Consider the following 23,293-nt stretch of genomic DNA (forward strand, 5'->3'; position numbering starts at 1 on the left):
TTTACAGATTAAATTTTCAATAAATCGATATATTAATTAATAAATACAAAATTTTAACATTAATTTATTACATTTACTTGTGTTTTGGCACGTAATTTACATACATACTATTATCGAATATTAATTATTAACTTTTAAAATCAGAAATCATGGGAAACAAAACAAATGGCTTATTGGCTTTATTAGGTTTAGGAGCTTTAGCATATTGGAAATATAAAAAATCAACTCCAGAGCAGCAGCAAGCTGTAAAAGATAAAATTAATACTGCGAAAGACAATATTAATAAATGGGGAAATGATATAAAAAATAAGGCGAATGAGGTAGCTTCTCAGGTTCAGGATAAAGTTGAAGAAACAAAAGCAAAAGTTCAGGATTCAAACTTTTAATATCAACACAATTTAACATTCATATACACACAGAAAACGCCATCATAATGATGGCGTTTTCTGTGCTTGTAAAGCGTATACTAATGGCATTTTGTTTCCAAACTGAGGGATTCTCCATTTTCCTTTTTCAAATTCTTCTACATGCCTGAAACATGGGTATGGAGACCAGTCAAATTCCTGGAAATTTTGAAGCACCATTCCATTTTTAATCAAACTCTGAAGAACTTCAGCTAAAGAGTGATTCCACATTACATATTCTTGCTTAATCTCTGCGGATTGATCAGCATAAGTTCCTTCATAAGTTTCTATGATCGGTTTCTCATTGAAGTAACTATAGGTAACTTTAGTGAAATCATCATCAAACATCCAAACAGCCGGATGAAACTCTGCCATGATAAATTTCCCGTTTTCTTTCAGAAAATAATTGATAATACGTGCCCACTTTTCCAGATCCGGCAACCAACCAATTGTCCCATAACTGGTAAAAACGACATCATATTTTTCATTTAAAAAATCAGGAAGACCATATACATCACAACAAACAAACTCTGTATCTGTACTGCATTTTTGCGCCAAATCTCTTGCGGTTTCAATGGCTTTATCTGATAAATCTATACCCGTAACTTTTGCTCCCATTCTGGATAAGGAGATAGAATCCTGTCCGAAATGACATTGCAAATGAAGGATTTTTTTATTCTGAATATCTCCTAAAAGCTCCAATTCTATTGAGTTTAGTGAAGTTCTGCCTTTCATAAATTCATCAACAAAATAAAAGTCTGATTTTAAATGTAAATCAACTTTAGCATTCCATGATTCTCTGTTTATTTCTAAATAATTCCCCATTATGTTATTTACACTACAATTATATTTTCGTTAGTAAATATATCACTAAATAATGACAACAACCCTTATCATTGTAAAAATTCACATTTTTTTTACACAAATTCACAGATTTATTATGCAAAAAATATATACATTTGTAAAAAACACAATTATTGAAAATTTATAAAAACTAAAAAACTATCATTATCCAAAAACAAACCATGCTAATGTTAAACCTAAAAAAGGGTGATTCCTTTACTCTAAAAAAGCATACTGAAGGAGATCTTACTGACTTCTGTTTGGGAGTGAGTTGGGGAGATGTAAAATTATCACTACCCTTTTATTTAAGCCTTTTTAATAGAAATAATTTAGCGGCAATTGATCTTGAATTAAGCTGTATTATGTTCGATAAAGATGGAAACAGAATTGACTGGATCCACTCACCGAAATATAACAGCTGGCTTATTCAGAATAATTTTCCATTGGGAAAACTGGCTTCTAAAGATGATGCATTTAAATATCAGGAAAACAACAATCCTTCTGTAAAAAATTCTGATAAAAAATTAATTAAAATAAATCTGGAAAAGATTAATTCTGAAATAGATCAAATCTTTTTTTATCTTCATGTAAATCCTAAAAAAGTCAATACAATTGATTTTTCTTTGATTCCCTCTGTGAAGATTCAGATGTACGAAGGAAGTATTCATCAAATTACGGAGACCCATTGTCAGTTTGAAATTCCTAGGGATGAAGATTCGGTAAAAAAGGGAACTTTAATCTTGGGAAGACTCCTTAAAGTAAATCGTGAATGGAAGTTTGAAGCAATTGGTAAAGGTTTAGAGGATAAGAAAATGGTGATGCAAACAAAAGGTCATGAATACTTTTCTTAAATAAGCAAAACGTAAATAAAGTATATAAAAAATTCCGGTTACCTTCACTGAAGATTAACCGGAATTTTATTTTATATCAATAGAATTATCTTAAAAATTCTTGCTGAGAGATTGTTTTTTGCTCACCCAATTCTAAATTTTTAATTCTTACCGTCGAGTTTTGCAACTCTTCACCTCCTAAGAAAACTAAATTTTTAATTCCTTTCTTTTCTGCATAAGTAAACTGTTTGTTTAATTTAGCATTTTCAGGATAAAGCTCTGCTGAAATTCCTTTTTCTCTTAAAAGATTAATAAGTTTCAAAGCTTCTAATGTCTCTTCACCTCCAAAATTAGCAAACAAATATTCAATATTTGATGTTGCTTCCTCAGGGAAAAGATTTAATTCTTCCATTACCAGATAAATTCTGTCAAGACCGAATGAAATTCCAATTCCAGGAACATTTTTCACGCCAAATACTTCTGTAAGGTTATCGTATCTACCACCACCGCCGATAGATCCCATTTGCGCTTCATCTGCTTTTACTTCAAAAATAGCTCCTGTATAATAATCCAACCCTCTCGCTAACGTAATATCAAAAACAAGATTCTGAATATCAACTCCTAGATTAACCGATTGTGTAAGAACAAATTCTAATTCTTCAACACCCTTTAATCCTGTTTCGTTGCCAGCAAATTTTTCTTTCAGCTGAAGAAGGTTTTCTAAAGCATCATTGGATTGATTAAATAAGAAATCTAGCTTATCAATTGAATCTTGAGCGATTCCTCTTTCTAACAACTCTTTTACAACACCTTCTTTTCCGATTTTATCCAGCTTATCTAAAGCCACAGTGAAATCGATAAGTTTATCTGTAATTCCGGCATATTCTGCTAAACCAGAAAGAATTTTTCTGTTATTGATGTGAATTGTTACCGAAACATTAAGTTGAGAAAATGATTTCAAATATAACTGTACCAATTCAACTTCCTGCCAAAGACTTTCACTTCCTACAACATCTGCATCACACTGATAAAACTCCCTGAATCTTCCTTTTTGAGGACGATCTGCTCTCCAAACCGGCTGGATCTGATAACGTTTGTATGGAAATGTCAGTTTCCCATGATTCATCGCAACAAATCTTGCAAAAGGTACTGTAAGATCATAACGAAGAGCTTTATCCGAAATCTGAGAAGTCAGTTTTTGATGGCTTTTATTTTCCCAGTCTTCCTGATTCACTTTCGAAGTATAATCTCCTGAATTTAAGATTTTGAAAATTAAACGATCTCCTTCTTCACCATATTTCCCTGTCAATGTAGACAAGTTTTCAAAACTAGGGGTCTCTAATGGCTGAAAACCAAATAATTCAAAATTTTTCTGTAAAATATTGATGATATATCTTCTTCTGGAAACTTCTAAAGCTGTAAAGTCTCTCGTTCCTTTCGCTAAACTTGGTTTCATTTTATAAATGATGATTGATAGTTGATAAATGATTGAGTATGCAAAAGTAAGCATTTGTAAAGACTTTTCCGACATCAAAAAGCCAAAGAACTCCATCCTTTGGCTTTGGGAAATAATTGAATCATCATTTGTGTTTGTTTTGATTCTTATTCCTATCAATATTTAATCAGACACTTTCTAAAATCTCTAGGATTTCTTCTCCATAATTTTCTATTTTATGTTTTCCAAAACCTTTAATTTCTAATAATTCTTCTTTTTTAGCGGGTTTATACTTTGCAACAGAGCTCAGTTCTTTATTAGTTGCAATAAAATAAGAAGGCAAATTTTGTTCTTTAGCTTTTTCAGATCTCCATAATTTTAATGCATCTAATATTTTAATATCATCTTCATTCAAAGTTTCATCTTCGACCGAATATTTTACAGGTTTAGAATCTCTTACACTGTTTACCGAATGTTTAACTTCATCATAATAAAAGATAACTGACCAAAAGTTTTCATCATGTACAAAAGCGGTTTCAACATTTAGTATGTGATGTTCGTTCAAAAACTGATCAATATTTTTTTGATCGTTTCGCAGGAATTCTTCTGCAATTCTCACTTTTAAAACTTTAATTTTCATCGGATGTATTTTTTGTGTTTTTAAATAATCTGATGGTAAACAATATTATTTACCTCCTAACAATAATATTTCATCTACTCGTATTTCTGTGATATACTTCTTCACTCCGTCTTTGTCATCATAGGATCTGTAAGTCAATTTTCCTTCTATGGCTATTTCTTTCCCTTTTGGAACATATTTTTCAAAAATTTCGGCCGTTTTTCCAAATGCAACTAAATTGTGCCATTGCGTTTCTTCTACTTTTTCTCCTTTTGCATTTACATAATGATCGTTCGTAGCCAGAGATACACTTGCTTTTATATTTCCGTTTTCGAAGTTTATAATTTCTACTTCTTTTCCTGTGTAACCAATTAATGTTACTTTGTTTCTTAGTGACATAATTTTATTATTTTAAAAATTCAACAATCAGATAAGAGACGCTCACTGTTTTCTCAAATCTATGTTGCAAAGATTCTGGAAATCTGGATATTGAGTCGGTTATAAATCATTTAAATTCATTTGTAGTCGTTTGCAAACGGATAATTTTGTACCTTTAGCTTATGAAAAAAACTTTTAAAAGAACATTAAGAGTCTCAAAATATGTGATATACAAAGAAACCTTAATAGATTATAAGGAACATTTCTGGTCTTTTTTAGGGGCTTTCTTTGGAATTGGAATTATTGCTTTTATTCAGTCTCATACATTATCTGTCACAGAAAATATTTTCCTGATTGGTTCTTTTGGAGCGTCCAGTGTCTTAATTTACGGGGCAATTCAAAGTCCTTTAGCACAACCTAGAAATCTAATCGGAGGACATGTTCTTTCAGCTTTGGTAGGCGTAACCGTTTTTAAGATCGTTCCAGATATTATCTGGCTTTCAGCTCCTTTAGCGGTTGCATTTTCAATTGTTTTAATGCAGTACACTAAAACGTTGCATCCTCCCGGAGGAGCAACTGCGCTTATTGCCGTAAGCTCTACAGGAAAAATTCCTGAACTGGGATATTGGTATGTTTTATCACCTGTTTTATCGGGGTGTATTATTTTATTACTCGTTGCTTTATTTTTTAATAATTTAACTCCAAACAGAAGTTATCCTAATCATACAAGATTTAAGAAGCTGTTAAGAAAAAAGCATGCACATCCACACAAAATGAAAAAATAAAATTATGAATTGCTTAGAATGCGGTGAAAAAATAGCCGGAAGATCTGATAAAAAATTCTGTAATGATGCCTGTAGAAACGCCTACAATAACAAGCAGAATAAAGATTCTAATAATCTGATGCGCAATATCAACAACAAATTGCGTAAAAACTACCGTATTCTGACTGAGATAAATACTGAAGGTAAAACTAAAATTGCGAAGGCAAAACTGGATGGCTTAGGATTTGATTTCAATTATTTCACCAATATAAAGGTGTATAAAAACGGAGCAGAATATAAATTCATCTACGACTATGGTTATAAAATACTGGAAGACAACTATATCCTTATCGTAAAAAATCAAGCCTAAAAGATTAGCTATATGAAAGAAATAGTAGTAATTACAGGAGCCGGCGGTTTGATTGCCCAGGAATTATCAAAAAAAATCGGAAATGATTACGAGGTAAGATTTCTCACCCGAAATAAAAAGCATGAAAATGAGTATGAATGGAATGTAAAAAATGGTACCATTGATGAAGCCGCCTTAGAAAACGCTTTTCACATCATCCATCTTGCCGGAGCTAATATTTCAGAAAAAAGATGGACTCCAGAAAGAAAATTAGAACTTATATCCAGTCGAGTTGATTCGGTAAAGCTTCTTTCAGACACTTTAAAGAAGAAAAACATTAAACTAAAATCTTTTATTTCTGCCTCTGGAATTAATTATTACGGAACGAAAACTACTGAAAAAATATTCTCTGAAAATGATCTTCCGGGAAATGATTTTCTAAGCGAAGTCGTTATTTTGTGGGAAAAAGCTGCAGACGAATTTGAAGTCAAAAATCTGGCAGAAAGGGTTGTCAAAATAAGAACTGCAGTGGTATTATCAGAAAAAGAAGGTGCTTTAAAAAAAATGCTTCCTCCTATACAATATTACATTGGTTCAGCCTTAGGAACAGGAAAACAGTATATGCCATGGATTCATATTAAAGACATTTGTTCTATTTATGAATTTGCCCTGAAGAATTCTCATGTGAATGGTGCTTATAACGCAAATTCTCCGGAACATACTACCAACGAGAACCTAACAAGGAAAATAGCCAACGTAATTAAAAAGCCTTTATTCATGCCAAATGTTCCTGGTTTTGTTTTAAAACTTATCTTTGGAGAATTAGCCAATGCTTTGCTGGAAGGCTCAAGAGCTTCTTCACAAAAAATTCAGGATGCTGGTTTCCGTTTTGAATTTTCTAATTTACAAGAGAGTTTGGAAGATTTATTATTAAAAAAGATATAAAAAGTAAAATTGCAGATGCAAAATCCAAAAATAAAGATTAAAAACACAGAAATATTATCTGATAATTGGTATATTTTGAAAAAAGTAACCTTTAGTATCGAAAAAAAAGACGGCAGTGAGGAAACTCAAAGCAGAGAAGCTTATGACAGGGGAAATGGGGCTGTTATTTTACTTTATAATAGAATTCAAAAAACAATCATTCTTACCAGACAATTTCGTTTACCAACTTACATCAACGGAAATACTGATGGAATGCTAATAGAAGCCTGCGCCGGTTTATTAGACAATGACCATCCGGAAGAATGCATCAAAAGGGAAACGGAAGAAGAAACAGGCTATAAAATTTCTGAGGTTCAAAAAGTATTTGAAGCTTATATGTCACCCGGTTCGGTTACTGAAATTCTTCATTTTTTTATTGCTGAATATTCAAATGAAATGAAAATAGCTGATGGAGGCGGTCTTGAAGAAGAAGGTGAAAATATTGAAGTTTTGGAACTTCCTTTTGAAGAAACACTTCATCTGATTGACAATGGCGGCATTAAAGATGCCAAAACCATCATGCTGATTCAATATCTCCGTCTAAAAAATATTTTGTAAAAAATTCTTACACCACGTAAAAATTAAATTTTTAAATTATGAAATTCTTACTATCATTAAGTCTTTGTTTATCATTATCCGTATACTCTTTCGGACAAAAAACAGGTACATTAAGTTCGAAAGATCAAGCTATTGCCGAACATTTTAAAACTGAATACAAAAAGAAAAATTATAAAAAATTTGAAGGAAAAATAACTCCAAAAGATACTCAGGTGCAATTTGACGATAAAATTATTTTTTATGATAAATCTGATAAAACAATCGCTTCTCTACTAAAAGAAGGCATTATTTATCCGCAATTGCTTACTGATTATCAAATGCAAAAATTCTTAGATGAAACTACAGATAAAACGCAGAAAAGATTTTTAAAACTTCAAAAAGACCCTCGCGCAGGTTTCGATGTGAACAATGTAAAGTTGACCAGCGTTAAAGAACTTTCATTTGCTAATTCCAATGCCAAATCTAAAAGATTCAAAATAACTTTTAAAGATAACAGAATTGGCAGCACGATTCTCTACCTCATTGAACTTACTAATAAAAGTGTGAAAGAAGATACTCCATTGGAAGAATTTATAAAAGGGTCTAATTTGACCTATCTGGATCAGGTTGAATAAAAATAAAATCCCTCTCTTGAAATAAGAGAGGGATTTTTTATTAATGATCAGAATTTAAATCTTATCAAGAATTTTCTTTGGGAGTATTTTCTCCAATCCTGTTTTATATTCTTTTTCAAGGATCACAAATTTCCAATATTTTCTATCTTTTGATACGGCACAAGCTTTCATATTAGCATTGATGATATATGTACCTTCATTAGCTAAATATTTAACGTTATTTTTACCATATTTGCTTACTAAAGCTGCATTCATCTGCTTTTTCATTTCTTCGTTCATAGAGCTTACATTGCATTTCAGCTTAGAAGAATAATTGGTAATAGAAAAATATTCACCATTGATTAATTCTGGTTTTTCAATAGCTCCAAACTGAAGATCCTGCATCTCAATCTTCATAAAAGGATTGTTATACGTAAGGTTTAAGATCTGAGTCATCTGCTCTTTCGGAACGATCGTGAAAAACTTGGGATAGATACAATTTACAGCTTGATCTATTTTTTTCGTCTGAATGCTGCTTACAAAATAAGTAAGGTTTTTCTTTATTGCGATATCATCTGTACTAGCTTTTGTTTGGGCAAAAGAAATGAATGACAACAGAACAAATAGAAACAGAAGTGATTTGGTTTTCATCATTGTTTAAAGATTATGTTATTTAATAAATATGTCGTAGGATTCAGGCAAATCGTTACAGAATGTATTTTCGTTAAATAAAAAAAGCCATCCTTTCGGACGGCTTTCAAAATATTTTAAGATTCGATTATTTCACTTTTACAAGCTCAACATCAAAAATCAACCAAGCATTTGGTGGAATAACTCCTCCTGCTCCTCTTTCTCCGTATCCCATTGCTGGTGGAATCAATAAAGTAGCAGTTTCGCCTTCTTTTAATAAAATAATTCCTTCATCCCATCCTTTGATCACTCTTCCCATTCCGATTGGAATTTCGATAGGCTCATTTCTTTTGAATGAAGAATCGAACTCAGTTCCGTCTACCAATTTACCAGCATAATGTACAGATACATTATCACCTACTTTTGGAGCTTTCCCGTCAGCTGTTTTTGTTATTTTATAATAAAGACCAGATTCTGTTTTTTGCATACCAGCTTTTAGGTCTTCAACCATTTTCAATTGGTTTGCTTTAAATTCTTCTTCTTTTCTTTTCTTATCAGCTTCTTCTTTAGCAACGAATTCTTTGTTTTTCTCAGCTATTTTAGCTTTTCCTTCGTTGAAAGTTTTTGCAGCATCATAGTTTTTGTACTCGTCACCTTTGCTGAAAATAGAAACTTTCTCTAAAACGATATCAGTTTTAGGCTTATCCTGAGGTCCTTTCTCTACGTTTGCAATCGCATCGATCACTTCTTCACCTTTTACTATTTTTCCGAAGATCGTGTGTCTTCCGTCTAACCAAGGTGTAGCAACTTCTGTAATGAAGAACTGAGAACCATTGGTATTTGGTCCTGAATTCGCCATAGAAAGAACTCCTTTTCCAGTATGTTTAAGATCGTTTCTTTCGTCTTCAAATTTATATCCAGGATCTCCCATTCCTGTTCCTTGAGGATCTCCTCCTTGAATCATGAAATCTTTGATCACTCTGTGGAAAATAGTTCCGTCATAGTAAGGAACTCCTTTAGCTTTAGCTTTGTTATCGATTTTACCTTCTGCAAGACCGATAAAGTTTGCTACAGTTACAGGCGCTTTCTTATCTTCAAACTTTAAGATCATATTTCCTTTTGTCGTCTGAAGGTTTGCATAAAGTCCGTCATTAAGACCTTCGTAAGTTTCTTTGTCTACGTTCATTTTTTTATAAATTGGGGTACAACTCATTAGCGAAATACTTGCCGCTGCCAGAATTATATTCTTGTTAAACAATTTCATTTATTATAAAGCTTTTAATTTTATGATTAAAGGGATGTCGTTGTCAATTTTCTTCTCGTCTCCGAAAGTTCCGTAAGCCAGAGAAGATGGAACCAAAAGTGTAACTTCCTCACCATCATGTATAAAACGTAAAGCATTTTCTACCGCTTTTAATTCATCAAAATGTCCGAATTTGGCATCTCTTCTCGCAACAGGCTGATCGTAAATTTTAGTCTGATCAAAATCATAAAGATCATAAGAGTAAGAAATGAGACTTTCATCCTGTCTTCTTTCTCTTTTATCAAAACCTTCAGTATTTACCCAGTAATTAAGCTGTGTAGGATAAAATTTCTCAGTTTGTCCACCAATCCAATCCTGAATCTGGTTTCTTTCCAAAGCATTCAGATTTTTCATTCTATCTCTGGAAATATCCAAATCACTTTTGCTTAAAACACCACCTACAGGAGGATGTGCCTGTTGTGTATTTCTATTGCAGCTCAATAAGCTCAATACAGATATGAAGAGTATTTTTTTCATAAACATTGCGAAAATACACATTTCGGGAATTACTTACAAAAGTTGATGAACTTATTAGATAAAAGTTATATAACTTTTAAAATAATTTGATTTTAAATTGCTATTTTTTTTTTTCAATGTCCAGATTTTCTAACTGTCATTCTGACGAAGGAAGAATCTCAGACATTTACAACCACAGATTCTTCAATTCACTTCGTTCCTTTCAAAATGACAGAATAGCAACACATCATTAAAAACAAAAAAGCCGGGAAATTTCCCGACTTCATATAGATTTTTATTGAATTGAATTAAACCGTTTCCAATACGTGATCTACCACTACTCTCCATCCGAATGTATCTTCAGAAAGATTTGTCTGTAAATCAACCAGGTCTTTTTTCAAAATTTCCGCATAGCTTTCTTCAGCAGAAAGTTTTGGTAATTCTAGTTTTTCACCATTGTATCCTAAAGCCTGGAAAACTGTAGTTACAACTGCTGTTCCTACTCCCCAAACTTCTTTCAAAGTTCCGTTTTTCTGAGCTTCTACAACATCTTTTACTTTAATTGGCTCTACTTTTACTTCAAACCCTCTTTTCTTAGCCAATTGGATGAAACTATCTCTGGTAACACCGTCTAAGATTTTCTCAGAAGTTGGTGGTGTAAAAATTGTATCGTTAATTCTTACAAACACGTTCATTGTTCCACTCTCTTCGAAATATTCGTGAGTAGCATCATCTGTCCAGATAATTTGGTCATACCCTTCTTCAATAGCCAACTGAGTCGGATAGAAAGAAGCAGCATAGTTTCCTGCCGCTTTAGCAGAACCTACTCCACCATTTGCAGCTCTTGAATAATGGTCTGAAATTTTAACAGAAACAGGCTCAGTATAATACATTTTTGCTGGTGTTGCTACAATTGCAAACATATATTTCTCAGATACTCTTGCCTTTAATGCTTCTTCTGTAGCAAAAATCAATGGTCTAATATATAAAGACATTCCTTCTCCTTGAGGAATCCAGTCTCTGTCGATATCTACCAACGCTTTCAAGCCATCCAAAAACATTTCCTCCGTTACTTCAGGCATAGCAAGACGTTTCGCTGATTTATTGATACGTTCAAAATTCTTTTCAGGCCTGAAAAGGAAAACCTGTCCGTCTTTGTCTTTGTAGGCTTTCATACCTTCAAAACAAGCCTGTCCGTAATTTACTCCCATCATTGCTGGTGTAAATGGTATTGGACCATAAGGAACTAATTTCACATCACCCCACTTTCCATTTTCATACTCACAAATAACCATATGATCAATAAAAGTATTTCCAAATGAAAAATTGTTTGGGTCGAATGTAGAAATTCTGGAGTTTTCAGTTTTTTGAATTATCATTTCTAAAATTTTTTATGATGTTCTACAAATTTAACATAATTTTCTAAATATAAAAATTTTAGAGTAAATTTGTGAAAAAATAGCTTGAAAAGAGAAATAAAAACCACAAAAGACGGAAGTAAAACACTGTTTATCAACGAATTGAATGAAAACTATCATTCACACAATGGTGCACTTCAGGAAGCAGAACACGTGTTTATTAAAAACGGACTAAATTTAATAAATGATTGCGAAATTAATATTTTAGAACTAGGTTTTGGAACAGGTTTAAATGTTTTAGTAACAATTAATGAATATTTAAAAACTGACAAAAATCATATCATCAACTATTTTTCCCTTGAAAAATACCCCATAAATGAATCCGAAATTAACGATTTGGCTTATTTTGAACTTTTTGACAACCCTGAATTCAAAAATATTTATCAAAAAATTCATTTAGCAGAGTGGGAAAAACCAGTTGAAATCACTAAAGGATTCCACCTCAAAAAGATAAAATGTGACTTTTTCGATCTGAAAGACATTATTTTACCTAAAATAAACCTGGTCTATTTCGATTGTTTCGGAGCAAGAGTACAACCGGATCTTTGGGAAAAACCTTTATTTGAATTGGTTTCTGACAAAATGTCGGTTAACGGACTTTTAACAACATACTCTTCAAAAGGCAGTGTAAGAAGAATACTTCAGGAATTGAATTTTAAAGTAGAAAAGAAACAAGGACCTCCAGGAAAAAGAGAAATGATCAATGCTGTTAAATTATAAAAGTTAGAGATTAGAAGTTAATAGAATCTTACCTATATAATAAGGATACATTTTCTAAACTAATTTCTAGATCCTAACCTCTAACTTCTCTATAAATTTCTTTATTTTAGCTATACAAATTATTATATATGATAGACAAGATTAACATTAGAGTCTATGCTTGTGCAGTGAAAGATAAAAAAGTCTTAACCTTATTTGAAGAGTACGCAGGCGAACCTTTAATGAAATTTCCCGGAGGAGGATTAGAATATGGAGAAGGAGTTTTAGAATGCCTCCATCGTGAATTTGATGAAGAACTCAATGTAAAAGTTGAAATCAAAGAACACTTTTATACTCAGGAAGACTTTTTAGTTTCGCGTTTCAGAGAAAACGAACAATTACTTACAATATATTATCTGGTACATATTACTAATGAAGAAGACTTCCTGATCCTTGACCCATGTATCGAAAAAACAGAATGGATCGATATAGACCGACCAGACAATCCGTTTCCTTTACCTATTGACAAGATCGTCTTTGATAAATTAAAAGAAAAATTCCTGTAAATAAATTTACAGGAATTTTTTATGCTTTTGTATTTTATACTACTTACCTACTTTAAACTGATATGCTCCTGGATAAGGTTGAAGAAAACCTGAGTTCCAGTTAGACTGCAACAACGATTCCAGAAACTCATCCGTTCTGTTCACATGTGGATTATACTGATCTTTCAAATCAATATCGGCCATTTTTCCTTTTACATTCCACCAAAACGCACTCCATCCTCCTCTTAGCTCTTTTATGATTTCATATACATTTTGACCAGTTGCTCGATTCATCAGCTTTGCAAAAACCTGACCTTCTGTCGTTGTTAAATCCCTTAACTGCTTTTCATATTGGTCAGCCAGCATATTTTGTCTGTCTCTTACATATTTCCTTTTGGCTTTAGTATCCAAATTCGTCATTTCCTTCTGAATATCACGATACTGCCCCAAAGCTGTTACAAACAAAGGATATACTCTGTAAAGTTTTTTATTAAGGAAATAATAGTAGTTTTTATCCAACTGATTATTAAACTTAGGCTTGTTTAATAATGTCAACTCATCCATTACGACTACGGTTTCGCCATTTATTTCATAGAACTTGGCTTTTTGCCTTTCATCATAATAATATTTATTACCAAATTCATCTACTTTCAATAATTCAGGTGGATACTGACTTAAAGGAATATTCCCAAGGGAATCTTTTTGCCCAAAAACACCCACCCCAAAAAAGAAAAGAAAAAGGCAAATAATTTTATTAAAATTCATTATTTTTACACTTATTAGAACAAAAATTACCTACAAAAATCATTCCTTTTTATGAAATTTGAAAAGAAATCTTTAAAGTTTTTAGAAAAATACTTAAATACGGCATCTCCTACTGGTTTTGAGCATAAAGGGCAAGAAATCTGGATGGATTATATACGTCCTTATGTTGACAAAATAGAAGTTGATCATTATGGCACTTGCTATGGAATCATCAACCCTGAAGCTGAGTTCAAAGTGGTGATAGAAGCTCATGCAGATGAGATCTCATGGTATGTAAATTACATTACAGATGACGGGTTGATCTACGTTATCAGAAACGGTGGTTCAGATCAAACGATTGCTCCTTCGAAAGTGGTTCACATTCATGGAGAAAAAGGGATTGTAAAAGGAGTTTTTGGCTGGCCTGCAATCCATACAAGGAGTGCGAACCAAAACGAACCTACTCCAAAAATTGAAAATATCTTCATCGACTGTGGTGCTGTTTCCAAAAAAGAAGTGGAAGATTTAGGAATTTATGTAGGATGCATGATTACCTATCCGGACGAGTTTTTTGAAATGAACGACAGGTATTTTGTTTGCCGTGCTTTAGACAACAGAATCGGAGGATTTATGATTGCCGAGGTTGCACGACTTTTAAAAGAAAACAAAAAAACGATTCCATTTGGGTTATATATTACCAATTCCGTTCAGGAAGAAGTAGGTCTATATGGTGCAGATATGATTGCAGATACTATTAAACCTAATATCGCGATCGTTACGGACGTTACTCACGACACCACCACTCCAATGATCGAAAAGAAAAAAGAAGGCGATCAAAAATGTGGAGCCGGTCCGGTTGTTTTCTTTGCACCAAGCATTCATCACACGATCAGAGAGCTAATTATAGATACTGCAAAAACTAAAAAAATACCATTCCAACGAGCTGCAGCCAGCAGAGCTACAGGAACAGACACCGATGCATTTGCTCATTCTAACGGCGGTGTACCAAGTGCATTAATTTCCCTACCTTTGCGCTATATGCATACCACGGTAGAAATGGTTTCTAAAGAAGATGTAGGAAACGTAATTAAATTAATCTACGAAACTCTTCTGAAAATACAACCTGCAATGAAACTGAAGTATCATTAATTATATCTGAAATCTAATATTAAGTATAAAAATAAAAATGAAAACGAAGCTTATTGCTCCATCCCTTTTATCTGCAGACTTTGGGAATCTGCAAAGAGACATTGAAATGCTGAACAACTCTCAGGCTGACTGGCTTCACGTGGATGTGATGGACGGAAGATTTGTTCCTAACATCTCATTTGGCTTTCCGGTGATGAAAACAATTCAGCAGCATGCTAAAAAGTTTGTAGATGTACACTTAATGATCGTTGAACCAGAAAAATACGTTGAAGAATTCATCAACCACGGTGCAGATTTGGTTTCTGTTCATTATGAAGTATGTACACATCTTCATAGAACCATTCATCATATTCAAAGCTTAGGTGCAAAAGCAGGGGTAGTTTTAAACCCGTCTACTCCGGTTTTAATGTTAGAAGATATTATTGCTGATGTAGATTTAGTATTATTAATGAGTGTAAACCCAGGATTCGGAGGTCAGAAATTCATTGAAAATACATACAAAAAGATCGCTGAAACTAAAGATTTGATCCTAAGCAACAACTCTACTGCTCTTATTCAGGTAGACGGAGGTGTAAATCTTGATAACGCTTCTAAACTTTTCGAAGCCGGAGCTGATGTTTTGGTTGCAGGAAATGCTGTATTCTCTACAGAAAACCCAGAAAAAACAATCGAGCTATTAAAAATCTAAATTGATTGTACATATAAAAATGAAGAGGCAACCTTTCGGTTGCCTTTATCATTTCCCAAAAAAATAGAGTTTATATCGTCATTAGTTTTGCTTGTATTAATTATAAACTACTTCAGTAATAATTGTTGCGTAAATTTCTCAATAAATAACAATATAACAACACCGTAAAAACACGGAATTTTACTACCGTGTTTTTACGGTAATTAAGCTATTTTCACCAATACATCAGTCAAGACAAATCATCTTTCCCAACACTCTTACTTTTCTTATTTTAGTAAAAATTATAAACAATGAAGAATAAACTCCTCCCAGGTTTTGTAATAGGCTTACTTTTAGCAAGTTCACCCGTTAATGCCCAAAACATCTCATCTGACCGTAAAAAAATGGAGTGGTTTCAGGATGCTAAACTGGGAATTTTTATTCATTGGGGAATTTATTCTGTAAATGGTATCTCCGAATCATGGTCACTCTTCAACAATTATATCAACCATGATAATTACATGAAGCAACTTAATGGATTTTCTGCTTCCCAGTATCATCCTGAAGACTGGGTAAAACTGATTAAAGATTCCGGAGCAAAATATTCTGTTATTACTTCAAAACATCATGACGGTGTGGCGTTATGGAATTCCAAAGCTGAGAAAGCAACTACAATTCCTCAACATTCGTTGGCTAAAAAGGATGTTTTAACCCCTTTCATTAGTGAGCTGAAAAAATCCGGATTAAAAACAGGAATTTACTATTCTCTTCCTGACTGGAGTCATCCTTATTATGACATCAAAACCAGAGTTGAGAAAAGATATGACATAAAAAATGACGCCCAACGCTGGCAAAAATATCTCACCTATTACCAAACTCAATTAAATGAACTTTCCTCTCAATACCAACCTGACTTACTCTGGTTTGACGGAGACTGGGAACACAGTTCGACAGAATGGCATGCAGCGGAAATTCTTGAAAATCTTAGAAAATACAACCCAAATATCATTATTAATTCACGACTTACCAATCATGGAGATTATGAAACTCCGGAGCAAGGAATTCCAGTCATCAGTCCGGAAAATGAATTTTGGGAGCTTTGTTACACCATGAATGATTCCTGGGGATTCCAACCTTTTGACAATCATTATAAAAGTCCAAACATGATTATCAGAACATTGGCAGATGTTATTAGTATGGGCGGAAATTTATTGTTAGATATCGGACCTAAAGCAGATGGAAGCATTCCAAAAGAACAAGTAGAAATTTTAAAAAACCTTGGAAGATGGACTTCAAAGCATAAAGAAGCGATCTATGGAACGAGAAAAGGACTTCCATTTGAAAATTACAAAGGAAAATCTTCCATTTCAAAAGATGGGAAAAAACTCTTTCTTTATTTGGAAGAAGCTAAAGATTTTACAAAAATTTATGGTTTGCATTCAAAGCCCACTTCTATAAAAATCATTGGGGACAATAATGGCAAAGTAGACTTTAAAACTGACCGTAACGGAAACATCAACTTATACTTTTCAAATGTAAAATTTGATCAGGATGTCACAGTTGTTGAACTTAGCTTTAATGAAACTGTCAATATTTCCGGTAATATAAAACATGAAAATAGTACTTTACAAACAATCTTAACAAACAAAGACAACAAAAATTCTGTTTATGAAATTGCTGAACAATTATATGAAGGCAATAACATTTTCAATAATTCAGGGTTAACTAATGATGGACTTAATATGAAGATTCCTGTCACTTCAAAAACAAATCCGGAAACTTTAAAATGGGTCAGTAAACATGCTGAGGCTCTTTTTGAAACAGAAAAAGGATTACCAAACGGACATTACCCAGGAATGAGCACTCTTTCAAAAGACCGACAGACCGTTTATCTATTTGTAGAAGGAACTCCAACGGGACCAATTGCCTTAAAAGGAATTAAAAACAATATCTCAAGAATCCGTATTGTAGGTGAAGGATCTATGCTCAATCATTCTATTTACAACAAACTGTACTGGAGTGACAGACCGGGAATTATCTACATTGATATTCCAAAAGAAAGATTAGATAAAAATATGACCATTATTGCGGTTTTACTTGACAAACCTATTGAATTATACCGTGAAAAAGTAAAAGCCATAGAAAGCAACCTATAACACCTTGTATAAAAAGAAAGTCCGAAGAAAATTCTCCGGACTTTTTATTTTGAAATCTTTTTTCTTAGAAAATTTCTCTTCCTGAAAAATGAAACTGAGCTTCAATAAGAGCGTTCTCATCAGAATCAGAACCATGCACAGCATTTTCTCCAATGCTTCTTGCAAACATTTTTCTGATTGTACCTTCTGCAGCTTCTGCAGGGTTAGTAGAGCCAATTAAAGTTCTGAAATCTTCAACTGCATTTTCTTTTTCTAAAACAGCAGCCACGATTGGTCCTGAGCTCATGAATTCTACCAATTCTCCGTAGAATGGTCTTTCAGCGTGTACTTCATAGAATTTTTTAGCATCAGCAACTGTAAGCTGAGTCAATTTTAAAGCTTTAATTTTAAAGCCTCCCTCAGAGATTTTACCTAATATCGCACCGATATGTCCGTCTGCAACTGCGTCCGGCTTAATCATAGTGAATGTAATGTTAGACATAAATGTTATATTTTTTTAAAGTCATCAAAATTACAAAAAAATATCCGATTTCAGTTTTAATTTTTTTTTAACATAAAATTAACTTTTTGAGAATTTCATAATGCATTTTTTGGCACAGTAATTGTTTATTCTATTCCGATTCTCATGTTTAATTTGAGTTTTCATGGTTATTAGTTTTTACCCAGCTTCGGCTGGGTTTTTTTATATCGTTAAAAAATGTCGTTTTTTTTTATCAATTTCACAAATAATTTAACTATATAAAACACAATCAATTACTTATTGCTTCATTACAAAGCAATAACACAATAAAGAGCGTTAAAAATTTTAGATTAAAATTATTTTAAAGAAGCTTCTTCTGCCTCTTCCATCAGCTTTAAATACGTAGAATATCTGGAATGTTGAATCTCTCCTGTCTCTAATGCATTCAAAACGGCACATTTAGGTTCGTTCACGTGAAGACAATTGTGATATTTACATTCTTCCCTTTTCTTGAAAATCTCAGGAAAATAATGCTGAACTTCTTCTTTTTCAATATCAATCATTGCAAACTCACGAACTCCGGGAGTATCTATTACATTTCCGCCAAAGTCCCAAAAATGCATCTGAGCAAAAGTAGTTGTATGTTTTCCTTTTAAGTGTGTGTCAGAAATCTCAGAGGTTTTTAAATTTAACCCCGGTTGTAATGCATTGACCAAAGTAGATTTTCCACATCCTGAATGCCCGAAAAATACAGAAGTCCTGTCTTTAAGAATTTCCTGTAACTGATCTAAGTTTAATTTTGAATAAGAAGAAATTTCCAAAGAATCATATCCGATTTCATTATAAAGGAATTCTATATCTTTTACAATTTCAATTTCTTCTTCGTTGAGAACATCAATTTTATTGAATAAAATGAGCGGAGTAATATTGTAAGCTTCACAACATGCTAAGAATCTATCCAGAAACCCCAAAGAAGTTTCAGGATGTTTTAAAGTAAAGATAAAGCATGCCAAATCAATGTTTGACGCAATGATATGGGCTTCTTTTGAAAGGTTTACCGATTTTCTGATGAGGTAATTTCGGCGGGGTTCTATTTTGGTAATCCAAGCGATGTCATCCTGTTCCAGTTGAAATTCAACAAAATCTCCTACAGCGAGTGGATTCGTCAATCTGGTTTTAATCAATTTAAATTTTCCACGAATTCTGGCTTCAAAAATTTTTCCGGTTTCCATTTCTAAAACCTGATACCAACTTCCTGTAGATTTAATGACTTTTCCTTTCATAAACAATATTGCTGCAAATATAAGGAATTAGGAGATAGAAATAAGGCTTAGTATTTTAGAGAAATGAATTGTTTATACTCAAATTTCCCTAAAAACTAAGCCTTATTTAATTAAAATCTAAAAACTACTACCTATTGATCATAATATTATTCTGAACTTCAATAGATTCTTCGTGAATTGCTTTGAATACTTTTTCAATAAATTCCTGAGACATTCCTGTTTCCAGTGCTTTTTGAACGGCGTATTCCGTGATTACCTTCCAACGTTCCGGTTGAAAAATTGCAATATCGTTCTCTTTTTTAAGCTTACCGATTTTCTCAGAAATTTTCATTCTTTGAGAAAGTAATTCAATCAATTGAAAGTCAAGATCAGAAATCAATGTTCTGTGTCTTCCCATTTCTCCTTCAAATCCAGCTAAGTCTGTATTTCTAACTTTCAAATTACCAATCAATTCAGCTAAGACTTCCGGTGTGATTTGCTGCGAAGCATCACTCCAAGCTTCATCAGGATTGCAATGCGTCTCAATGATTGCACCTTGGTAACCAACATTCAGAGCTTCCTGAGTAATATCTGCTAAACCTGTTCTGTTCCCACAAATATGAGAAGGATCGATCAACATTGGAATGTTCGGAAACTGGCTTTTGAAATCTAATGCAATCTGCCAGTTTGGATTATTTCTGTATTTTGTTTTTTGGTACGTCGAAAACCCTCTGTGAATCACACCTAAATTGGTAATCCCCTGTCCTAAAAGTCTTTCTAAAGCTCCAATCCATAGAGCTAAATCAGGATTTACCGGGTTTTTCACCAAAACTATTTTGTCTGTACCTCTCAAGGCCTGAGCAATTTCCTGTACTGTAAAAGGGTTTACTGTAGAACGAGCACCAATCCATAAAATATCTACATCTGCTTCCAACGCTGCAAAAACATGATGTGCATTGGCAACTTCAGTTGCTGTTTTGAATCCGTATTCTTCTTTTACTTTTTTAAGCCAGTTTAGCCCAATTACCCCTACTCCTTCAAACCCATTGGGTTTTGTTCTTGGTTTCCAGATTCCTGCACGGAAGATTGGAACCTGCGCATTGGTATCTTTCATTCTTCTGGCTGTCTCCAACATTTGAGCTTCACTTTCCGCGCTACATGGTCCGGCAATCATCATCGGTTGAGCGAAGTCATTAATCCACTCGTTCTTTAGGTCTTTTAAATTCATATCTTTATTCTATTTTAATTTTGTTTGTGAGTTAATATCCATAGGAAATGCATTATAAAATTACTTTATAATTCTTTTCAAAAAATGCCGTTAAAGTTTTTAAAGGAATCAGGAATTTAAATGAAAGAGATTTCAGTTTTCCTGTATTTTTTGAGAAAGAAATTCAGATTAGCAGTACCAATAAAATCGGTAATAATTTCTGAAATTTCTAAAATAGGTAAACGAAAAGCTAAAATAACCGCTAAAATAATTAGCGGGTGCAAAAGTAGACAAGAAAGATGTAAACAAATTTTTCATTGTTAAAGCGTCTATTTTAGCTATTCTTTATTAATTTGTATTTGTCGAAAAATGATTTTTCGCTCAAATATTTGACAAATATATAAAAATTATGTCAAATCAAACCTCATTAAATCATCAAGATCTTTAAGAAGTGGATTTTTTTCTATAAATTTTTCGAAAATTTTCCTTTTAGTCATGACTTCTACCTTTAAATTTTCGAAGTCTCTTTTGTATTCAATTTTAATAGAATAGTTATGAACTTTTGTTTTAAAATGATTAAAAAACTCACCACTTATCTTATCAAACTCTACTTTAGCAGAATCTGAAGGGTAAGAAACCGTAATGTGATGCTCATCTGATTTAAACATTTTGAAAGTCTTCACAGCATTGAAAATAAAGGGATCTTTTCTCTGCAGTTGTTTCAGCATCAAGTTCCATTCAGCCTGAAGATCAGTATCTGTGAAATGGTTTTGCGGTAAGTTTTCAGTTTTTATGGAGACAGTCTCGTCTACTTCTACCTTTTCTTCTTTATTGATAAAAGAATTGATACTAAACCCAGATGAAGACGGGCGTTTTGATAAAGGTTTTGAAGTTTTTGTTATAACATTTTCCTCCGGTGCAGAAACTTCCGTTTCTACTTTTTTCTCTTTTACTTCCTGAGCTTGTACTGCAGGAACAGGAAGTTTAACTTCTAGTTTTTCTTCAAGAAACGGAGCTAATATTAAGAACTTTTTTTTTTTGTAACGTCTCCATTAGCCGTTAAAGAAGCCAACTGCATTAAAGCTATTTCTACAGTAAGCCTAGGGTTTTTCGAATTTTTGTAATTAATATCCGCATGATTGCATATCTCAATCGCATCAATTAATTGTTGAGCATTCCATTTCTGAGCCTGCTCTACAAATTTTACTTTCGTCTGCTCTCCTACTTCTATCAATTCGATTGTTGAAGCATTTTGAGCCATCATTAAATCTCTGAAATGATTGCCTAATCCTGCAATAAAAATATGAGAATCGAATCCTTTTTTTACGATTTCATTGAAGGAGAACAAGACTTCAGGAATTTTATTCTCTTTTGCTAAGTCAACAATATTAAGATATTGATCATAGTCCAGAATATTTAATACTTCTGCCGCTTTAGCTAGCGTAATATTCTTCTGAGAGAAAGTAGAAAGCCTGTCAAAAATAGAGAGAGCATCTCTTAATGCTCCATCCGCTTTTTGAGCAATTAAATATAGTGCATCATCTTCATACTGTACATTTTCTTTCTGAGCAATATTTCTAAGATGACTCTGTATATCTTCAATGGTGATTCTTTTGAAATCATAAATCTGACAACGAGACAAAATCGTAGGAATGATTTTATGCTTCTCTGTGGTTGCCAAAATGAAAATGGCATGAGCAGGCGGTTCTTCCAATGTTTTAAGAAAGGCATTGAAAGCCGCAGAAGACAGCATATGAACCTCGTCGATAATATACACTTTGTACTTACCAACCTGAGGAGCAAAACGAACCTGATCTATCAATTCTCTGATATCGTCTACAGAGTTGTTAGATGCAGCATCTAATTCATAGATATTATACGCAAAACCGTCTTCTGAAACAGAACCGTCTTTTTCATTGATCTTTCTTGCCAGAATTCTGGCACAAGTAGTTTTACCAACTCCTCTCGGCCCGCAGAAAAGCAAAGCCTGAGCTAATTGGTTCTCATCAATAGCATGCTCTAAAGTATCTGTAATATGGGATTGCCCAACAACGGTATCAAACTCCTGTGGGCGGTACTTTCTTGCAGATACAATAAAATTTTCCATTGGTCAAAAATAAGAAATAAAGTTTTAATCTGAAAGTGTTAAGTTTTCAAATTATCAACAAAATTTATTTTCTTACAAAATATAGAGGCTATTATTTCTCTTTTTTCTGGTAAGCATAATCAATAATATCAACGATCGCTTTTTCAATTTCCTGTCTTCCTTCGTCGGTTTTCAAATCGATACCACAGAACTTGCTTGCATTATAGCCTGTATAAAGATTAAGGTAATAAGCCCCAGAAACCAAAAGTGCAGTAATCGCTCTATATCTTACAGAATCTTCCGGTCCAAAATAAGGATCTACAATATTCGAAAAAAGCATCTCTCCCATCTCTTCTCTTTCATCTGCAATCTTTTTAAGGATAGGCTTACTTTCCGAAAGTCCCCAAAGTATAATCTTCTGAAGCTCTTTATTTTTCTTCAGATTATCATATTGGCTTAGAATAGCCATTTTAGACAATTCTTTACCTCCGTCGGAAATATCGACTTCCACGTTCTCCTGATTCACTCTACTCCAATAATCCTGAGACTTGATGTATTCATCAATCAGTTTATCGGTGCTTCCGAAATATTCATAGATTAGTTTTTTATCAAATCCCGCTACCGCAGCAATTTTACTTACTTTTAGTCCAGAATAACCTTTAACTCGTAAAATTTTGCCAACTGCTGCTAATAACTTTTGTTTGGTCTTCTCTTTATCTCTGATAGGACCTTGTACAACTTTTCTAGGCATGTT

At 33.1% G+C, this 23,293-nt stretch carries 27 protein-coding genes; 12 read left to right on the plus strand and 15 right to left on the minus strand.

From position 1 onward, the window contains the following. The first annotated feature begins 149 nt into the window (after positions 1-149). A complete protein-coding gene (locus RM51_RS04035) occupies positions 150-386 on the plus strand; it encodes a YtxH domain-containing protein (protein ID WP_039365440.1) in 237 nt (78 codons plus the stop codon). Between the two features lie 42 nt (positions 387-428). On the opposite strand, the gene RM51_RS04040 is transcribed toward RM51_RS04035, so the two are convergent. Continuing rightward, positions 429-1,229, minus strand: a complete 801-nt coding sequence (locus tag RM51_RS04040; RefSeq protein ID WP_039365442.1) for a class I SAM-dependent methyltransferase — start codon at positions 1,227-1,229, stop codon at positions 429-431. 206 nt (positions 1,230-1,435) lie between these two features. On the opposite strand from RM51_RS04040, the gene RM51_RS04045 reads away from it, so the two are divergent. Then, positions 1,436-2,098, plus strand: a complete 663-nt coding sequence (locus tag RM51_RS04045; RefSeq protein ID WP_039365444.1) for a TerD family protein — start codon at positions 1,436-1,438, stop codon at positions 2,096-2,098. Positions 2,099-2,183: 85 nt separating this feature from the next. On the opposite strand, the gene hisS is transcribed toward RM51_RS04045, so the two are convergent. The 3 genes from hisS to RM51_RS04060 all read right to left on the minus strand — a co-directional run bounded on the left by hisS (position 2,184) and on the right by RM51_RS04060 (position 4,530). Next, positions 2,184-3,533, minus strand: coding sequence for a histidine--tRNA ligase (hisS, locus tag RM51_RS04050; protein WP_039365446.1), 1,350 nt, complete (start codon positions 3,531-3,533; stop codon positions 2,184-2,186). 166 nt (positions 3,534-3,699) lie between these two features. After that, entirely contained in the window at positions 3,700-4,152 is a 453-nt protein-coding gene (locus tag RM51_RS04055; protein WP_039365448.1) for an HRDC domain-containing protein, read from the minus strand. A gap of 45 nt (positions 4,153-4,197) precedes the next feature. Continuing rightward, the gene (locus RM51_RS04060) at positions 4,198-4,530 is read right to left on the minus strand and encodes a single-stranded DNA-binding protein (RefSeq protein ID WP_039365450.1); all 333 of its coding nucleotides are present in this window, start codon (positions 4,528-4,530) and stop codon (positions 4,198-4,200) included. A 161-nt stretch (positions 4,531-4,691) separates the two neighbouring features. Here RM51_RS04060 and RM51_RS04065 point away from each other — a divergent pair, with 161 nt between their 5' ends. The 5 genes from RM51_RS04065 to RM51_RS04085 are packed head-to-tail and all read left to right on the plus strand — an operon-like array spanning position 4,692 to position 7,778. Continuing rightward, the gene (locus RM51_RS04065) at positions 4,692-5,294 is read left to right on the plus strand and encodes an HPP family protein (RefSeq protein WP_039365452.1); all 603 of its coding nucleotides are present in this window, start codon (positions 4,692-4,694) and stop codon (positions 5,292-5,294) included. A 4-nt stretch (positions 5,295-5,298) separates the two neighbouring features. After that, positions 5,299-5,643, plus strand: coding sequence for a DUF2116 family Zn-ribbon domain-containing protein (locus RM51_RS04070; RefSeq protein WP_039365453.1), 345 nt, complete (start codon positions 5,299-5,301; stop codon positions 5,641-5,643). Between the two features lie 12 nt (positions 5,644-5,655). Further along, complete coding sequence (locus RM51_RS04075; RefSeq protein WP_039365455.1) at positions 5,656-6,567, plus strand: TIGR01777 family oxidoreductase; 912 nt, start codon at positions 5,656-5,658, stop codon at positions 6,565-6,567. 15 nt (positions 6,568-6,582) lie between these two features. After that, entirely contained in the window at positions 6,583-7,164 is a 582-nt protein-coding gene (gene nudK / locus RM51_RS04080) for a GDP-mannose pyrophosphatase NudK (protein ID WP_039365458.1), read from the plus strand. Between the two features lie 38 nt (positions 7,165-7,202). Then, positions 7,203-7,778 (plus strand): hypothetical protein, encoded by a 576-nt coding sequence (locus RM51_RS04085; protein WP_039365460.1) that lies wholly within the window; start codon positions 7,203-7,205, stop codon positions 7,776-7,778. 54 nt (positions 7,779-7,832) lie between these two features. Here RM51_RS04085 and RM51_RS04090 read toward each other — a convergent pair whose 3' ends face one another. From RM51_RS04090 to RM51_RS04105, 4 genes are all read right to left on the minus strand, one after another. After that, positions 7,833-8,411, minus strand: a complete 579-nt coding sequence (locus RM51_RS04090; protein WP_228375771.1) for a hypothetical protein — start codon at positions 8,409-8,411, stop codon at positions 7,833-7,835. 124 nt (positions 8,412-8,535) lie between these two features. Further along, the gene (locus RM51_RS04095) at positions 8,536-9,573 is read right to left on the minus strand and encodes a peptidylprolyl isomerase (protein WP_228375772.1); all 1,038 of its coding nucleotides are present in this window, start codon (positions 9,571-9,573) and stop codon (positions 8,536-8,538) included. Positions 9,574-9,654: 81 nt separating this feature from the next. After that, entirely contained in the window at positions 9,655-10,167 is a 513-nt protein-coding gene (locus RM51_RS04100; protein WP_039365464.1) for an FKBP-type peptidyl-prolyl cis-trans isomerase, read from the minus strand. 287 nt (positions 10,168-10,454) lie between these two features. Then, entirely contained in the window at positions 10,455-11,525 is a 1,071-nt protein-coding gene (locus tag RM51_RS04105) for a branched-chain amino acid aminotransferase (protein ID WP_039365465.1), read from the minus strand. Between the two features lie 84 nt (positions 11,526-11,609). Between RM51_RS04105 and mnmD the strand changes: the two genes are divergently transcribed. Together mnmD and RM51_RS04115 are read left to right on the plus strand one after the other, a co-directional pair. Then, positions 11,610-12,284, plus strand: a complete 675-nt coding sequence (mnmD, locus tag RM51_RS04110) for a tRNA (5-methylaminomethyl-2-thiouridine)(34)-methyltransferase MnmD (protein WP_039365467.1) — start codon at positions 11,610-11,612, stop codon at positions 12,282-12,284. A gap of 128 nt (positions 12,285-12,412) precedes the next feature. Then, a complete protein-coding gene (locus RM51_RS04115) occupies positions 12,413-12,829 on the plus strand; it encodes an NUDIX hydrolase (RefSeq protein WP_039365469.1) in 417 nt (138 codons plus the stop codon). Between the two features lie 39 nt (positions 12,830-12,868). Here the strand turns inward: RM51_RS04115 and RM51_RS04120 are convergent, their stop codons facing one another. Continuing rightward, on the minus strand, positions 12,869-13,573 hold the full coding sequence (locus tag RM51_RS04120) for a DUF4294 domain-containing protein (RefSeq protein ID WP_039365471.1): 705 nt from the start codon (positions 13,571-13,573) through the stop codon (positions 12,869-12,871). Positions 13,574-13,624: 51 nt separating this feature from the next. Between RM51_RS04120 and chrP the strand changes: the two genes are divergently transcribed. The 3 genes from chrP (at position 13,625) to RM51_RS04135 (ending at position 17,524) form a co-directional block, all read left to right on the plus strand. Then, positions 13,625-14,701 carry a chryseobasin maturation metalloprotease ChrP gene (gene chrP, locus RM51_RS04125; RefSeq protein WP_039365473.1) on the plus strand — a complete coding sequence of 359 codons (1,077 nt, stop codon included), beginning with the start codon at positions 13,625-13,627 and terminating at the stop codon, positions 14,699-14,701. A gap of 37 nt (positions 14,702-14,738) precedes the next feature. Beyond that, entirely contained in the window at positions 14,739-15,389 is a 651-nt protein-coding gene (gene rpe / locus RM51_RS04130) for a ribulose-phosphate 3-epimerase (protein ID WP_039365475.1), read from the plus strand. A 290-nt stretch (positions 15,390-15,679) separates the two neighbouring features. Further along, the gene (locus RM51_RS04135; RefSeq protein ID WP_039365477.1) at positions 15,680-17,524 is read left to right on the plus strand and encodes an alpha-L-fucosidase; all 1,845 of its coding nucleotides are present in this window, start codon (positions 15,680-15,682) and stop codon (positions 17,522-17,524) included. Between the two features lie 64 nt (positions 17,525-17,588). On the opposite strand, the gene RM51_RS04140 is transcribed toward RM51_RS04135, so the two are convergent. From RM51_RS04140 to RM51_RS04170, 6 genes are all read right to left on the minus strand, one after another. Continuing rightward, positions 17,589-18,005 (minus strand): nucleoside-diphosphate kinase, encoded by a 417-nt coding sequence (locus RM51_RS04140; protein ID WP_039365479.1) that lies wholly within the window; start codon positions 18,003-18,005, stop codon positions 17,589-17,591. A 335-nt stretch (positions 18,006-18,340) separates the two neighbouring features. Further along, positions 18,341-19,267 carry a ribosome small subunit-dependent GTPase A gene (gene rsgA, locus RM51_RS04145; protein WP_039365481.1) on the minus strand — a complete coding sequence of 309 codons (927 nt, stop codon included), beginning with the start codon at positions 19,265-19,267 and terminating at the stop codon, positions 18,341-18,343. A gap of 127 nt (positions 19,268-19,394) precedes the next feature. After that, positions 19,395-20,474: a chorismate mutase gene (locus tag RM51_RS04150; protein ID WP_039365482.1), complete on the minus strand. Its 1,080-nt coding sequence runs from the start codon at positions 20,472-20,474 to the stop codon at positions 19,395-19,397. A 386-nt stretch (positions 20,475-20,860) separates the two neighbouring features. Beyond that, complete coding sequence (locus RM51_RS04160) at positions 20,861-21,181, minus strand: hypothetical protein (RefSeq protein WP_039365484.1); 321 nt, start codon at positions 21,179-21,181, stop codon at positions 20,861-20,863. 293 nt (positions 21,182-21,474) lie between these two features. Continuing rightward, the gene (gene dnaX / locus RM51_RS04165; RefSeq protein ID WP_039365487.1) at positions 21,475-22,560 is read right to left on the minus strand and encodes a DNA polymerase III subunit gamma/tau; all 1,086 of its coding nucleotides are present in this window, start codon (positions 22,558-22,560) and stop codon (positions 21,475-21,477) included. 91 nt (positions 22,561-22,651) lie between these two features. Continuing rightward, on the minus strand, positions 22,652-23,290 hold the full coding sequence (locus RM51_RS04170; protein WP_039365489.1) for a TetR/AcrR family transcriptional regulator: 639 nt from the start codon (positions 23,288-23,290) through the stop codon (positions 22,652-22,654). Positions 23,291-23,293 lie beyond the last annotated feature (3 nt).

The organism is Chryseobacterium taiwanense, from assembly GCF_000813825.1.
GTDB classification, from domain to species: domain Bacteria; phylum Bacteroidota; class Bacteroidia; order Flavobacteriales; family Weeksellaceae; genus Chryseobacterium; species Chryseobacterium taiwanense.